This window comes from Vulcanisaeta sp. JCM 16161 (assembly GCF_001316285.1).
Window position 1 is genome coordinate 94,257 of the sequence record NZ_BBDO01000002.1, and the last position, 15,258, is coordinate 109,514.

Consider the following 15,258-nt stretch of genomic DNA (forward strand, 5'->3'; position numbering starts at 1 on the left):
GGTTAATTTATTTATTTTAAGTTATTTGTCGACAATAAACGTAGCCGTAATCCTCATATGCACGTCCAACAAAGGTGCACTTAAAATCCCTATTTAATACCCTGAGGAGCTCCTTAACGGGTATACCCGTAACCCACCTATGGTACTCAAAGATCAACTCCCTAAATAACTTAACGTGCTCATAATCATTTAATATAACGTCATACTCACAACCCTCACAATTCATCTTCAGAACATCAGGATGCACATTGGTCTCATTGATGATCTCACCCAGCGTAATCAACCTAACCCTGGCACCATTGACGCACATACTGCCGTTAATTATAGGCCGAAGTAAGTAGCCATTATACTCCCTAGGTCAAGGTCCATGGAGACACAGGTCACGCCGGAGGCACTACCAAGTGCCGCATTAATGGGTATCACCCTATTGATTAATCCATTTAATTCGACATTCCTAATAAGCTCCCTGAACGCCTTAGGATGCGGTTCAACAGCCACAACCCTATTCGCACCCCTCATTATGAAGTAAATCGCTGTATCACCTATGAATGCGCCAACATCGACCACGTCCTTACCCCTGAAATTGACCACTCCATACCTATCATTATATATCGATAGATAATCGGCGTAATAACCCATGACCACGTAATAATCAATAAAAGATAATTTTGGCATTTTCTGCCTAGCCCAACTAGTTTATCCGTGATTACTTAACGTATGTTTTTGCCATATAATGCTTACTTCCCCATTTGCTCTTCTCTGTCTAATGACATCGATAATAGAAAGGCTCGGCATAGAACACATACCAGACTCAATGAGGCATGGCAGGACCATGTACCAATTCACGCTGTGGTTCGCAAGTAACCTAACCGTAGCCGACTACGCCCTAGGACCAATACTATATATGCTGGGCCTACCAATACCCTGGCTGGTGCTCGCCTCGTGCTCGGTAATGTACTTGGTGGTTTATTGGTTGGGTTATTGGCAGCCATGGGGCCTACCTATGGCTATCCGCAGATAATGATTTCAAGGGCTGCCTACGGCAGGGTCGGAAACCTGCCCTTTGCGGTGGCGAATTGGGTTAGTACGCTTGGTTGGTTCTCCGTAAATGCAATAATTGGTGGCTACATAATTAATTACGTGGACCCAAAAATCCCGCTCTACGCTGCAATACTCATAACCGTGCTAACCCAATTCATAATTGCACTCTTTGGCTATGACATAATACATAGATCCGAGTACGTACTATCAATGGTGCTTGGGGTGATGTTTGCCGTTTCCCTAGCCCTATCACTATCAAAGCCACACCTATTAAGCACATATGTTAGGAATGCCTCGTTTAACCCATTCAACTTCGCAATAGCGTTAGCAACAGTATTCAGCTACATAATGTCCTGGGGTCCATACGCCAGTGATTATTCACGTTACCTCCCTGAAAACACCAGCAGGCTAAGGATAATAGCCTACGCAGCCCTGGGCGGCATATTGGCTAGCCTATGGAGTGAGGTCGTGGGCTTCGCCGTCAGTGCAGCGACTGGGAATACGAGTGGACTACCAACTGTGCTTGTTCAGTTTATGAGTAGTTACGGTATTGCCTACGCCATAATAGCCATTATAGCCTTATTCCTAGGCGCGCTGGCCGCTAACGTCCTTAACATATACACAAATTCCCTATCCGCCCTGGCAGTATATAACAGGGCAAGGAGGTGGCAGGCGTTAGTAGCTGGCGCGGTAGTTGGTACATTAATGGCGGTACTCGGTGGGTTAAACTTCGTTGGTTACTACGAGGGCTTCCTACTATTCCTTGACTACTGGATAACGCCCTGGATCGGAATACTACTGGTGATGTTCTACGTAAATAAAACCAGGGATTGGAAACTCGTGGAAAACGGACCGAAGGTAATTTGGAAGGCACTACTCGCCTACATAATTGGCCTATTAATCTCGGTACCATTCATGAACCTAAACGCCGCAACAGGAGGCTTAATACCCTTCACAGGCCCAGTAGCCAACGCCCTAGGCGGTGCCGACATAAGCTACTTCATATCGTTTATAATAGCATCAATAATATATTTAATTATTGCACAAAAATAAAATATATTTAATTTTTTTAATTTAACTATTCTAAGTTAAATAACTTACCTTCTTCTCCTTCTTACGGCTAACCATGCGACAATCGCTATTATTACTATAATAACCACAACGATTATTATTGTAATAAGCAATGATGAACTAATGGAAACAGCAGGCTTTGGCTTAACGGCAGATACAGGCTTTAGCCCAAGCACAACCCATACCTCACCAGAGCCGGACCAGGGTGACGGCCATGCAACTCCTGGATTATTCTGATTGGGCCAGCCAACCCAGTACTTGGTTGAGTATCCGTACCATGCCGAACCATATACCAATGGTATAACGGGAACAGTCTGTAGGAATATCTCCTCAAGCTTTGAGTAAAGTGGTAATACAGCGCTTAAGTTATTTGGATTAGTATACATTAATTGCTGAACTAACAGGTTGTATGTTAAGTTATTAAATCTCTCAAAATCGCACCAAGCAATGGTTGGCGAAACACAGCCCCAGTAATAACCCCAGTTATTAAAGTACGTCACTGGTAAAAGACCTGATGGGTTCCATAGAGCTGCTTGGAAATGACCGGTTTGAAGGTCTGACCAGAATGTTGACCAACTAGGCGTAACAACGGTTGCATCAATACCAACGGCCTGTAACATCTCGGCTATTAACTCTGCCTGCTCATCCCAATCAGTCCAACCTGCCGGTGCCATTATTGTTAATGAAAGTACTGTGCCATTTGGCGTCACCCAATAACCTTGTGCATTCTTATGGAACCCTAAGTTCTCAAATATTGCTATAGATTCATTTGGGTCATAGTACCAACCATATTCCTTAAGTATTGTTGTATTAATAACCTCTTGGAAGTATGGACCGAAGGCATTAAATAACTCCGTGGTTGGGCCTAGCCATGCTCCATCAGGAATCTCTTGGTTATTCTCGGCAATAACGGCCAATTCTGTCGTGTTTATCGCAAATGCGACTGCCCTTCTAACTGCTGGTATGTCCCATGGATACTGCTGATAATTAATCCATAAGGCAACCACATTTATTGGTACTTGATACGGCGGATGCGTATAGAACGTATAAAAGCTCTCATTATAATACTGCCAAACATTCATTATAAAGAAGCCATTCCAATCAAGCATTCCCTGAGCAATTAATGAAGGTACTTGAACGTTGCTTGTCGCAACCATACTAACTATGTATTCAGGTGGGTAATCTGGATTTATACCAAAGACTTTCCAACCCCACCAATTCGGGTTCTTTATGTAGACCTGCTCAGTATCACTGTAGTAATAGCCTTCATATGGTCCATCACTTATTGTGTATGGCGGCGAAGTTGCTGGTGGGTTTGTCCACGTACATGGATTAGAAACACCTGACCAGACGTTGGCTGGTACCACCTGCATATCCGTTAATATCTCCTGGTAAAGGGCATACCAATTAATTGCACCATTGAACACTAACATGACTGATGTATTATTAAGGGCAACGGCATTTTTCAACGCACCAGTCCAGCTACCCCACACCCAACTCCACCTTGTGCATGTGTAATTCTTACCTAATTCAAGTGTAAATACTACGTCTTGAGCCGTAACTGGCTGTCCATTTGACCACGTGGCTTGCGGCCTAAGGTTGATTATAACTGCCGTTGAATTATACACACTCATTGATTGAGCAAGCAAGGGAATCAATGAATCGTTAAATGGATCATAAGTAAACAGCGTTAAATAGACGAGATACAACTCCTCACTCGTTGGCGGATAAACTATTGGATTAAAGCCATTACTTGGTGGCGACCACATAGCACCACCTATGTATAATGTCTCATTTCTTGGAAAGGTCAATGTTTGTTGAGCATAACTCCTTGGTATTGAGATAAGTACTACTACGAGCACTATAGCTAGGGCTATTAGTACGTATTTGCAAAAAAAACTTTACTTAACATCAGAAAATTTGTACATATAATAAAGATATTTAAATATTGAGGGTATTATGGATATACCCAATAATACTCCTAATACCCTTAATTACTAATTTTACCAACAAAACTTTAAAGCATTTAATGAATTAATTATTGATTATGGTTGCTACTTATGTTCGATATTTAATTAGGAGATTTTTTTGTCTACGTATTAATTTGGTTCGTGGCTAATAGTCTCGTGTTTTTACTGCCTAGGTTATTGCCAATAAATGTTGCTAATATAATAGTTGGCAGGTTAGAAAGTGCTGCCATTGGTTCAGCAGGAACCTACTCGCCCCAGGCTCTTCAGAAGTTATATAATTTTGTTTATCAATATTTTGGGTTAAATCAACCTTTATATATTCAATTCATTGATTATTGGAAGGGTATTTTTCAAGGCAATTTCGGTATTTCCGCATGGCTATTTCCTGAACCAGTTATTAAAATAATAAGTGGCATAGTATTTTACGACCTTGCGCTGCTCATTCCAGCAATATTCCTTGGATTTTGGGCTGGTAACAAGCTTGGCGCCATAGCCGCCTTCAATAGGCATGTTGATAGAATATTAATGCCCATTCTATACTTCATTGCATATTCGCCATACTATTGGTTTGCAATGCTATTAATAACGATCTTTACATTCTATCTAAAATTACTTCCATCATCGTTCACGACAGAGTACACATTTACAATGCCAACGTTTACGTGGAGCTTCATATTAACATTCCTTAAGGAGTGGATATTACCATTCTTATCGGTATTTCTGGTATCCATTGGACAGTGGGCCATTGGCATGAGGGCCAACATCGTTAGTGAGCTTGGTAGCAATTATATAACCTATTCTGAGTCCTTGGGCATTAGATACGATATTATTAGAAACTATGCTTATAGAAATGCGTCATTACCTCAATATTCAGGCTTAGCCATTAACTTAGGCTTAATTTTTGTCAGCGCCGGTGCTGTGGAGTTTATATTTATGTATCCAGGGATGGGTTGGATCATTTGGAACGCCATAACAAACCTTGATTACTTCTTAATGGAGGGTGCCTTGTTCTACGTGATAACCATGGTAGTAATTGCAAACTTCCTAATTGAGATTGTTTATATTATTATTGATCCAAGGGTGAGGGTAGGTACATATGCCTGAAACTGGTAAGATTAAGTCATTATTTAGATCAATATTTGATGATAGGTCATTTTTAACAGGCTTTATAATGTTCTTTCCAGTAATTATGTTAGCAATAATAGGTCCAATAATTGCGCCATATAAACACCCAGATGCCGTCGTTGGTCCACCTGGTGTTCCACCAAGTTCGCATTATCTCCTTGGCACGACACTCTACGGGCAAGATGTATGGAGTCAATTATTATTCGCTACGCCGGCAACGTTGATTATTGCTGCCATGGCTGGTGCGATAGCGACCGCAATAGGCATAGTCCTAGGAGTTATAGCTGGTTATTTCGGCAGAACGATTAATGACATCATTAATTTCTTCACGAACTTATTCATTGCAATACCCGTTACTTTATTTGTTATGATACTTTCGCTCGTCATTGGACCTAAAATATCGAATTTATTAGTAGCTATACTCACAGGGTTATTTAGTTGGAGCTGGACTGTCAGGGCTGTTGATCCCATGACAAGGAGCATAAAAGCTCGTGACTTCATAAATGTGGCTAGGCTTAATGGTAGTGACTCATTCGAGATTGCCTTTGGTGAGATTTTACCTGTTATATTGCCGTATGTCGTTATCGTATATATAATCCAGTTTAATGCCGCAATAATGACCATAGTAACACTTAACTTATTTGGTATTGGATCTCTCTCAATAGTGACGTGGGGTACCATGCTTTATTGGTCTGTCATTGCGACAGCATTCGCTTACGGTATTTGGTGGTGGTATGTACCGCCTGGTTTCTTAACTGCTTGGACAACATTAGCATTAATATTAATGGTTAGAGGGCTGAACAAAATATTTAATCCAAGGTTAAGGGGGTGATTAATGTCTGAGAACATATTAAGTGTTGAGGGGTTGAAGGCTTATTATTTTCTTGAAAATGGGCTTTCCGTTAAAGCCGTCGATGGTGTCTCGTTTACTGTTAATGAGAATGATGTTTTAGGAATTGTTGGTGAAAGTGGCTCAGGAAAGAGCACTCTTGCCATAGCTATTTCGGCATTAGCAAAACCACCTCTTAGGATTGTGGATGGTAAGGTATTGTTTAGAGGTACGGACATACTTAAACTGAGTAATGAGGAACTAAGAAGAATACGCATGGAACGCATTTCATTAATTCCTCAGTTTGCGATGGATGCCCTTAATCCAACCATAACGATTAAGCGATTACTTAGAGATGCCCTTAAATCCCATATTGATAGCGATGAAAAGATTGAAGAAATAATGAATTTCAGAGTCCCTGAGCGATTATCAATGATAGGCCTTCCAAAGTGGGTCCTTGATAGATATCCCTTTGAATTATCAGGTGGCATGAGACAGAGGGTTAGTATCATGATAAGCACAATACTCGACCCAGATCTCCTAATTGCTGACGAACCAACTTCATCGCTTGATGTAGTCACACAAAGATTAGTTATTCAGTTCCTAAATGAACTAGTTGAATCACGTAGAGTTAAGTCAATGCTCTTCATAACGCATGATATTGGCGTGATTGCACAATTAGCTAATAAAATTGGAGTAATGTATGCTGGTAAGCTTATTGAAATTGGTAATGCTAACGACGTACTTAAGGAACCGCTACACCCATATACTAAGGCGTTAATCATGTCAATACCTAAATACGGCACTAACATAAATAAGATTAGACTGAAGGGACTTAAGGGCGAACCACCAAGCTTGGTGAATCCGCCTAAAGGTTGTCGCTTCTACGATAGATGTCCTTATAGGATGGATATTTGCAAAGAGAAAGAACCGCCATTAGTTAAGGTGGGTTCTACTATGGTTGCATGTTGGTTATTCGTTAAGGGTGATAACTAATGACTGAACTCATATATGAAGTTAAGGATTTAACGAAAATTTTTGAGACTGGTTTCTTCCGTACTAGCAAGATCGTGGCTCTTAATGACGTGACATTTAATGTTAATAAGGGTGATGTATTATCGATAGTCGGCGAGAGCGGTTCGGGAAAGTCAACATTAGCTAAGATATTACTTAAGCTAGAGAAGCCGACAAGCGGTAAGATACTTTATAAGGGAATTGATTTAAGTGAAATAGATAATAGAAGGTATTGGAGAGAGGTTCAGGCCGTATTTCAGGATCCATATGCATCATTTAATCCTGTCCATAAGGTGGATCACGTACTTAAGGCACCACTTAAGAACTACTTTAATCACCTTAGTGAACGTGATATCTATAACCGTATTAAAGAAACCCTTGAATTCGTTGGGCTAAGGGCAAGTGAGACTCTTGGTAAGTATCCGCACCAATTCTCCGGCGGTCAATTACAGAGGATAATGATTGCGAGGGCGCTTCTAGTTGATCCTGAGGTTTTGATAGCGGATGAGCCGTCTCTATGATAGATGCATCACTTAGAATTGAGATACTGAATTTACTTCATGATATAAATGCTAAGAGGGGAATAACAATTCTATTTATTACTCATGACTTATCACTTGCATCTTACATAAGTAATAAAATACTTGTGCTTTATAGAGGGGAAATCATGGAGTACGGTGATTCTGAGGAGATTATTGAGAATCCACTGCATCCATATACTCAATTATTAATGTCCTCAATACCCCAGATTGATAGGAAGTTTAATAGGAAATTGGAAATTGAATTAGAAAAGATAGAGGAGATAAACCTCGTTGGTTGCGTATTTCAACCTAGATGCCCATATGCACGTGATATATGTATTAACACAAAGCCAAAAATAACTAGTGTAAAGCCGAATCATTTAGTGCGTTGTCACTTATATGGAGAACCAGGATTAATGGTGATTAATAATGACCGCAAATCGTAAGCATATAATTATTTCGTTAATATTTGCAATAATTATTGTTCTTACTATAATACTTATATTTTTCCTCACTAGCGAATTGACACTAATGAATTCGAGAACAGTTAATAATAGGTGTATTTGTAAAGAGAACTATACATGTTTAGTTTTGAATTCTTCCCTGGAATTACCTGGGTCGTCTACGTATATAATAGCATGGGGTAATAACAAATATGAAATATACATAAACATGTGGAACTTAGCTAACTTTAATAAGGGCTATGCAAAGATGACCTATAATCCTAATAAGGGCATACTTTGCTTTTATGCGTTAATAAATAATGTTACATTAAAAAAACCCAGAGAGCCAGGTCTGGGGTTACCCAGAGATATTCCTCATTGGTAGAAGTCCATGGCTTAAAACTCCAACAAATGAGGTAATTAATTTACCGCAGAGGATAAATGATTTATTAAGTTCATATCCTAACCTAAGTATTTATGTAAATTATACATTAATACATAGTCCATCAACACCTATAGATTGGGCATACGATATTTGGTTTCTTAGAAACCCAAACATAACTGGTGTTGGGCCAGGTGATGCTGAGATGATGATTTGGCTTTACTATAGTGGATATAATACTCAATGGGCTTATACGGGTATTAACGTTAATATACCGATTTATGTGAATGGAACATTAACCAACGAGACCTTCATGGTATTGATAAACTGTAATCATGGAACTGGTTGGACGTATATAGCCTTTGTCCCAGTCAATGACGGTATAGAAGTGGTAATATTGGTATATGGTTAGCTCCGTTTCTGAACTACATGGTGACATTATTACCGCAGAAATGCCCATCAATATGGCAAAGCCCAGATAATGTTTCTGATCTATGGCTCATGGATGTAGAGTTAGGCAGTGAGTTCGGTAATATGTACGTTAGTAGTAGCGAGATTTATTGGAAGATATACAATATTAGCATAGTTAAATGATATATAAATGGTATTTTATCCTCTAAGCTTCAATTAATTCCTCAATTCTCCTGATTGGTACCACGTTTTGAGCTAATAAACATATGCCCCATAATGCATTTATTAATGATGGATAAGCATTTAATGAAGTATATACAATGCCTATTAAACTACCCAGTGACATTTTATTAACTCGTACTCTATAAATGCCTAAGCCAGATAATAGTAAAGGCGTAACATACGTGTACGCCAATGCTGACGACCAATACACTCTATCCCACTTTATTTGATTAGATATTCCGTTAATCCATTTACGTAATGAATCTCGGACTAAATTAACGTTGTTAATGTCTTCCTTGAGGAATTCCTTAACCCTATGTATGTGCTCGCTATACGCACTTCTCTTAATTTGCCTGGCATCCTTCACACTCCTGACATAAGGCTCTATAATAAGCACTGATAGAGGTGTGATAACAACTGCACTATTGTTATTATCGATGTTAATGCAGTGAGTATATTTAGCATAAAGGTATTATACATATTACCAATGTTCCACATCACAAAGTCAACATCATTTACAATCCCACCAATTATATCATTAACATCAGCAAATATTAGCAATAGCTAGCTATGCTATTCCAAAAAGGCTTAAATAACCATTCAGATGATGTGAATAATAAGGATATAATTATCATGGTAATTATGAAATAAATAGATGAATTTTCCTTAACCATTAAGTTAGTAAGTTTAGCCAATGCAATTGGTATTAAGTATCCAGAGACAATTGCCCTTAATATGTAAGATATCAGAATATTAAGGCCAAGGCAAAACTCATGCCAATTTTAGGTCTATGTACGTGCCGAATATAAAAGCGGACCGTACTTAGTAATGCATTCATTAAACCTAACCTTAATTTGTTAGTCATACTTAATCACTCAACCCTTAATACTAACCCTGATTTACGTTCAATGTTCACATTAATAATATTATCGTTCAGTTTCGCATCCCCAAAGCCTCCAATCCTTTCAATTTTACTTATCTTACCATTTAGCTTAATATTATCCATTACGTTATTTATGGAGTGGTTTATTATGAACAGTAAATGTCCATTATCTCCGTAAAATGTCTGAACCTCTAGCTCAGGCGATGAGGAATAAGCCATTTGCTGAGTCCCCATTAACTCAATAAGTGCTTTATAAAATGGTAAAACCTCCGTATATCTTTCTGTAACGGCGATTATATATTCGAAGGGTATTACAGATAAAATGATAATACCGCTATCTCTCCTGGTCATGAATACCACAGGTAAGTCATCATTAAGCGTAGCTATTATAGTAGCGTCTATAGGCCTAACCTCATATAAATGAATGGGATTACTTATAGTTATTGATATAGAATCACCAGTCCTTAATGACCCAAAGTTATGTTTAATACGTATTTTAACGTTGCCATTTATTATTCTGCCTTTACTCCCGGCCCACGATGATGGCTTAACGCCAAATAATTCATCCCATAAGTGAGTTGGTGATTCATGAAATGACTGCCTAAGTAACGATACATATAAATTGTTACCTGACCTGACATTACTTAAGAGGTAATCCCATGTACTTGTTAATGCAAGAGGAATTGAAGGCATTATGATAAGACCATTACTAATCCGCTCCCGATCTAATTCATAAACAACCCTTACCTGTGTACCAACCATTGTTAATAAAATATCTGACATAAGTACACTGCTGTAGTCCTTATAGTTTACAAATTCATAATCTCTATATGCATAAAAGGGAATCACCACCGTTGCCTTCGGCATTCGCCTAAACCTGTTATATATCCGAGTTCTTCAAGTTTGATGATAGTCTTTGAAAACTCTGATACAATGCTTGCAGCGGGTTTAGGCTTACCAAACTTATCAATTATTCCAAAGCCAAGTTCTAAAGGTCTCCATTCATATGGTGGATCCTTATCACCTATAAAGTCTGTGAAACACCATATGAAAGCACCTGATGATTCATGTGCAATAGCCGTATATAGGACCTCGTTTATAAAATAAGCTTGCCATTCTTCAGGATACTGTAACGTGCTAAAGCCAAATTCCTCAAGGAGCACAGGCGATGAACCGCCATTAGACGCTAGGTCTAAGTAAGCGCCATATAAGTAACCATGCATTACCGGATCATCTTGATAAAGGTATAGGTGAGGACCTATGTAATCAACCATACCTCTAACATTTGGTTCCTCTTGCATGGGACTATAGAGTATGTCACCAGACGATACTACGTGATTAGGGTCGATTCTCTTTATTACGCTTACTACGGCAGATAAAAATGCTAAGGCTCTCTCTCTATTTTCTGGTCTTTTGAATAGGCTTATTTCATTCGTTAGTATCCAGCCACCTAATGCCTCATGATCTTTTAACTCGCTCACGATATTGGTTACAAACTGCGTGAACTTGACAATTGATTCTTCATCGTAAGGATCTCCATTCACGAGAAAAGGCACCTTCCAATTTCTTCCACTCATGTGGCCCACAAATAATGTTGGAAATCCAATTATATCATACTCCCTAAGTAAATCCATGAACTCCTTAAGCTTTCTCACGGAGTCTTCATTGATATTTCCATAATTGTCTACGAAATCCTCAGCAATAATGAAGAACCTTACCGCACGAATGCCAAGGTTCCTCATTATATATAATTCATTACGGATATCATCTACATTCCACTTACTCCACATCATTATGTTTGACCTTCTTGGAAAATAATTAACGCCAAGCAGAAATTTAACATTATTATTTAAGCAAATAAACCTACCGCACTTCGAAGTCTTCGGCATTTCGAATAAGTTTTAATTAAATACAATTATAAGCTTTATTACGTTATTACCCTTAAATTGAACGTTAACAATATGGGCATGTTGTTATTTTTATTTTCCTTATCCTGGGGTTTATAGCGTATGATACGGCTACCGTGAGTATTATTGACGCTATTAATATAATCAAGTACCAAGTGCTCACTATTGAGTAGTAGAAGGTTATTGCGAGTATTGCCATGCCGATGGCAATGGCTATCCTACCGCTCCACCTAGTGAGCTTCAGGGCCCCTGCAGCTACGAGTATTAGGCTTAGTACGTAGTATAGGGAGTCAATGGCGTAGGCGCCCTCCATGGCGTTATAGGTCAACTCCAGGGGCTTTACGTAACCACTCAGGTAAGCCGCTATGTAGGCAAGTATTATCGTTAGTACCGCCACGGCAGTGCTTACATAGAGCGCCTTATATGGGCTCTTATACCTTGGGTGCGTCTCGGCGAGCCACGCGGGTAGTAACCCGTCCCTAGCCATGCCATAGAGCATCCTCGCCGTTGCGTTTAATGTGGCTAGGTAGCACCCGAATACGCTTATCATTACGCTTATTGCAAATAGTATTAGGCCTGCGGTGCCAGGTAATGCCCTATCAATGTATATACTGGATTTGGCCCCATGCCCTCCGCCATACTTACGAAGTTACTAATGGCGTTTTGTGTATAGCCTATGTTTAGTAGTATTGCGTAGGTGACTAGTATGTAGAGTATTCCCATGAATACGGTGGCCCACAGCGTGCTCGTTGGTACGCTCCTCCTTGGGTTCCTAACCTCCTCGGATATTTGTGTACTAACCTCGAAGCCCATGAAGTATGTTATTGCGAAGATTAGGCCCCCTGACAATGCCGTTAATATACCCGTGGGTGTTGTTGCGAAGGTTCCTTGCACGGTGAATGGAAATGCGGAAAGCCTATTAGCGTTGGCTATGAATGATAGTATTACGAATATTAGTAGGATTATTATCTCAATGCTCGTTAACGTCATTTCAGTCCTAATACTGGGCCTTATCCCAAGGACCGCTGGTACTAGGGCAAGCACTATCGGTATTGGTAGTAGGATTAGTGGGTTTATTACGTGGCCAGTCACCGCGTATATGCCTCAGTACCGAGGTAGGCGAAGGCTATGGCCACCGAACCAACACCAACAATGCTGTAGAACACTGCGTAGACTATGCCGTTTACGAAACCCGTCCTGGCATTTATTGTGTTTGTTACGTAGGCATAAAAACTGGCCGCGTGTGGATATTTACGGGCTAGTACGAATATTGAGTATACGATGGCCAGGACACCCAATAACGTGAGTAACATAGCCAACGGCGCTGCGGCGTACGCACTACCCATTATTAGGGCTGCACCACCTGCAATACTATAGGCAGGTGCTTGACCCGCCAATGAATTATATAATGAACCGAGGAAGCCCGTGGCGTTCCTCATCAACTCATTACTCCTCTGCTTCGACATCGTTAATTACGGCAATGCCGCACCCTTTTATACTTAGTTAAACGTTTAATAACATCAGCTTATGGGCAAAAATAAAAAAAATACTAAGTATAACTTAGTTACTAAATGCTCTTTTCACCGGAGCCTAAGGTTAGTGAGGAGGATCTATTTGATTTTAGGGTTGAACTTAATCAGTTGGTTAGTGCGATCAGGATGTCAAGGCTCACTATAATCACGGGCATTAGGAGGAGTGGTAAAACATCCCTATTGAATGTCGCGATTAGAAAGTCGGGTCTGCCCTACGTATACTTTGACGTTAGGTTAAGTGCATACCCAAATTACGCCGACTTAGCGGTCATATGGGCTAGGGCAATTGAGGATTTCATAAGGCGTGAGTCCGGGCTTAGGGAGAAGATATTAAACGCGCTTAAGGATGTTACTGGGCTTGCCATAGGAATCAACCCCATTAAGGTTGAGGTTAGGTTCAGGGGCCCGGGTAAGTTGGATATTGCTCAATTGTTAATTAAGATCAATGACCTGGCGGGGGAGGTTGGAGGTAAGGTGATCATCGCAATTGATGAGGCTCAGGAGTTGAGGAGGGTTAATTGGCTCAGGTTCGATAGATTGATGGCGTATGCTATGACAACCTAAGAAACATAAACTTTGTACTTACTGGATCACAGGTCGGCCTTTTATACGAATTACTTGGGCTTCGCAATCCCAAGGCGCCACTCTTTGGTAGGGCTTATGTCGAGGTTAAGACCAGGAGGTTAAGCCTGATGAATCATATGAGTTCCTAAATAGGGGATTTAACGAGGTTGGTACTAAACCAAGTGAGGATGTGTTAATTAGGGCTATTAATGAGTTTGATGGGATAATTGGTTGGTTAACATACTTCGGTTATAACTACGCAATTAGGGGTGTTGCTGATTTTGACGCCATAAGGAATATCGCAATAAGCATGGCTCGTGATGAACTAATCAATTTATTAGGTGTGATGAGGAGTACGAGGTATAGAACCATCCTTAGGATTCTCGCGAGGGACCTGCCCGATGGAGTTTGATTAAGAGTAGGTTGGAGATTATTGAGTAGTACGTGAGTGATACCGTGCTTAGCAACTTACTGAATACCCTCGTTAATATGAGTATTGTTGAGAAGAGGGATGATGAGTACGCAATAATAGACCCAATCTATGCCGCCGCTGCACGTACACTTTAGGGGGTAATGACATAAATAGGGCGGGTTAACCCATGTATTGGGCATGAGGATTAGGGATGCGTACGTAATAGGGATTGCGTCAGCCTCATTCTTCATGAGCTACTTCTCCAGGCTTGCCTGGAGCATTGTCTCGTCATACTCAACATTAAAGCCCACAATCATTGAGGACAGTGTGGTCTTCTCACTATTCTTCATAGGCTACGTGGTGGTCCAGGTACCTGCAGGACTTGTTTCGGATAGGGTTGGTCCTAAGTATGTCGTCATGGCATCACTAATCGGCCTAGCAGCATCATCCTTCGTATCCGGTATGGCCAACGCCATGTGGGTTGAGTACGTGGCTAGCCTATTCATGGGACTGAGCGCTGGGTGGATTTACCCAGCCACTGTGAAGCTACTAACCATTAGCTTTAGGGGGCCTGAGCTGCCGGTTGCCATGGGCTATTACAGCATCGCCTGGCCGCTATCTATAGTGCTTGCTGGTGCTACCCTGCCCGAAATCTGCACAGTCCTTGGTTGGAGGTGGAGTTACTACATTATTGCCCTCACCTCAATAATCATAGCATCACTATACGTGCCAACCAATGTTAGGGGTTATGGTGGTAATGCACGTGGCGCATTAAACCTTAAGTTATTGAGGAATAGCGACGTCATGGTCGTTAGTCTCTCTGGTTTTCTATTCTTCATGTCATACTGGACAATAACGCTATACGCCTATAAATACTTCCTATCGATAGGCTTAACGACTACGTTGCCGGCCTCGCCTACTCACTCCTAGC

19 protein-coding genes and 1 pseudogene are annotated in these 15,258 nt (G+C 40.5%); 12 read left to right on the plus strand and 8 right to left on the minus strand.

What is annotated here, in order from left to right; genetic code table 11:
• Positions 1-16: 16 nt before the first annotated feature.
• Both JCM16161_RS14530 and JCM16161_RS14535 read right to left on the minus strand, forming a co-directional pair.
• Positions 17-310: a hypothetical protein gene (locus JCM16161_RS14530; RefSeq protein ID WP_243668863.1), complete on the minus strand. Its 294-nt coding sequence runs from the start codon at positions 308-310 to the stop codon at positions 17-19.
• A gap of 11 nt (positions 311-321) precedes the next feature.
• Positions 322-675, minus strand: a complete 354-nt coding sequence (locus JCM16161_RS14535) for an FkbM family methyltransferase (RefSeq protein ID WP_243668864.1) — start codon at positions 673-675, stop codon at positions 322-324.
• A 91-nt stretch (positions 676-766) separates the two neighbouring features.
• On the opposite strand from JCM16161_RS14535, the gene JCM16161_RS14540 reads away from it, so the two are divergent.
• Together JCM16161_RS14540 and JCM16161_RS02910 are read left to right on the plus strand one after the other, a co-directional pair.
• Complete coding sequence (locus tag JCM16161_RS14540; protein ID WP_243668866.1) at positions 767-1,021, plus strand: hypothetical protein; 255 nt, start codon at positions 767-769, stop codon at positions 1,019-1,021.
• On the plus strand, positions 943-2,094 hold the full coding sequence (locus JCM16161_RS02910) for a cytosine permease (protein WP_243668868.1): 1,152 nt from the start codon (positions 943-945) through the stop codon (positions 2,092-2,094). The genes JCM16161_RS14540 and JCM16161_RS02910 overlap by 79 nt, the downstream gene beginning before the upstream one ends.
• A 44-nt stretch (positions 2,095-2,138) precedes the next feature.
• Here JCM16161_RS02910 and JCM16161_RS02915 read toward each other — a convergent pair whose 3' ends face one another.
• The gene (locus tag JCM16161_RS02915) at positions 2,139-3,974 is read right to left on the minus strand and encodes an ABC transporter substrate-binding protein (RefSeq protein WP_054854939.1); all 1,836 of its coding nucleotides are present in this window, start codon (positions 3,972-3,974) and stop codon (positions 2,139-2,141) included.
• 249 nt (positions 3,975-4,223) lie between these two features.
• On the opposite strand from JCM16161_RS02915, the gene JCM16161_RS02920 reads away from it, so the two are divergent.
• The 7 genes from JCM16161_RS02920 to JCM16161_RS14560 all read left to right on the plus strand — a co-directional run bounded on the left by JCM16161_RS02920 (position 4,224) and on the right by JCM16161_RS14560 (position 8,990).
• Entirely contained in the window at positions 4,224-5,186 is a 963-nt protein-coding gene (locus tag JCM16161_RS02920; protein WP_243668870.1) for an ABC transporter permease, read from the plus strand.
• Positions 5,179-6,039: an ABC transporter permease gene (locus tag JCM16161_RS02925; RefSeq protein ID WP_054854941.1), complete on the plus strand. Its 861-nt coding sequence runs from the start codon at positions 5,179-5,181 to the stop codon at positions 6,037-6,039. Before JCM16161_RS02920 ends, JCM16161_RS02925 begins: the two co-directional genes overlap by 8 nt.
• Before the next feature lie 3 nt (positions 6,040-6,042).
• Complete coding sequence (locus JCM16161_RS02930; protein WP_054854942.1) at positions 6,043-7,032, plus strand: ABC transporter ATP-binding protein; 990 nt, start codon at positions 6,043-6,045, stop codon at positions 7,030-7,032.
• Positions 7,032-7,571: a dipeptide/oligopeptide/nickel ABC transporter ATP-binding protein gene (locus JCM16161_RS14545; protein ID WP_243668872.1), complete on the plus strand. Its 540-nt coding sequence runs from the start codon at positions 7,032-7,034 to the stop codon at positions 7,569-7,571. The genes JCM16161_RS02930 and JCM16161_RS14545 overlap by 1 nt, the downstream gene beginning before the upstream one ends.
• Positions 7,568-8,017 (plus strand): ABC transporter ATP-binding protein, encoded by a 450-nt coding sequence (locus JCM16161_RS14550; protein ID WP_243668875.1) that lies wholly within the window; start codon positions 7,568-7,570, stop codon positions 8,015-8,017. The genes JCM16161_RS14545 and JCM16161_RS14550 overlap by 4 nt, the downstream gene beginning before the upstream one ends.
• A gap of 374 nt (positions 8,018-8,391) precedes the next feature.
• Positions 8,392-8,808: a hypothetical protein gene (locus JCM16161_RS14555; protein ID WP_243669146.1), complete on the plus strand. Its 417-nt coding sequence runs from the start codon at positions 8,392-8,394 to the stop codon at positions 8,806-8,808.
• 17 nt (positions 8,809-8,825) lie between these two features.
• Positions 8,826-8,990, plus strand: a complete 165-nt coding sequence (locus JCM16161_RS14560; protein WP_243668877.1) for a hypothetical protein — start codon at positions 8,826-8,828, stop codon at positions 8,988-8,990.
• Between the two features lie 22 nt (positions 8,991-9,012).
• Here the strand turns inward: JCM16161_RS14560 and JCM16161_RS02950 are convergent, their stop codons facing one another.
• From JCM16161_RS02950 to JCM16161_RS02965, 5 genes and pseudogenes are all read right to left on the minus strand, one after another.
• Positions 9,013-9,396, minus strand: a complete 384-nt coding sequence (locus tag JCM16161_RS02950) for a hypothetical protein (RefSeq protein WP_243668879.1) — start codon at positions 9,394-9,396, stop codon at positions 9,013-9,015.
• Positions 9,397-9,413: 17 nt separating this feature from the next.
• On the minus strand, positions 9,414-9,590 hold the full coding sequence (locus tag JCM16161_RS14565; RefSeq protein ID WP_243668881.1) for a hypothetical protein: 177 nt from the start codon (positions 9,588-9,590) through the stop codon (positions 9,414-9,416).
• A gap of 310 nt (positions 9,591-9,900) precedes the next feature.
• Positions 9,901-10,779 carry a hypothetical protein gene (locus JCM16161_RS02955; protein WP_054854946.1) on the minus strand — a complete coding sequence of 293 codons (879 nt, stop codon included), beginning with the start codon at positions 10,777-10,779 and terminating at the stop codon, positions 9,901-9,903.
• Positions 10,758-11,801 (minus strand): hypothetical protein, encoded by a 1,044-nt coding sequence (locus JCM16161_RS02960; RefSeq protein WP_054854947.1) that lies wholly within the window; start codon positions 11,799-11,801, stop codon positions 10,758-10,760. Before JCM16161_RS02960 ends, JCM16161_RS02955 begins: the two co-directional genes overlap by 22 nt.
• A gap of 64 nt (positions 11,802-11,865) precedes the next feature.
• Positions 11,866-13,132 (minus strand): annotated as a pseudogene (locus JCM16161_RS02965) (APC family permease).
• 258 nt (positions 13,133-13,390) lie between these two features.
• Here JCM16161_RS02965 and JCM16161_RS14570 point away from each other — a divergent pair.
• From JCM16161_RS14570 to JCM16161_RS14580, 3 genes are all read left to right on the plus strand, one after another.
• Complete coding sequence (locus JCM16161_RS14570) at positions 13,391-13,915, plus strand: ATP-binding protein (RefSeq protein WP_243668883.1); 525 nt, start codon at positions 13,391-13,393, stop codon at positions 13,913-13,915.
• Positions 13,916-14,105: 190 nt separating this feature from the next.
• Positions 14,106-14,327: a hypothetical protein gene (locus JCM16161_RS14575; protein ID WP_243668885.1), complete on the plus strand. Its 222-nt coding sequence runs from the start codon at positions 14,106-14,108 to the stop codon at positions 14,325-14,327.
• Between the two features lie 198 nt (positions 14,328-14,525).
• Positions 14,526-15,257 carry an MFS transporter gene (locus JCM16161_RS14580; RefSeq protein WP_243668887.1) on the plus strand — a complete coding sequence of 244 codons (732 nt, stop codon included), beginning with the start codon at positions 14,526-14,528 and terminating at the stop codon, positions 15,255-15,257.
• Position 15,258: the final 1 nt, after the last annotated feature.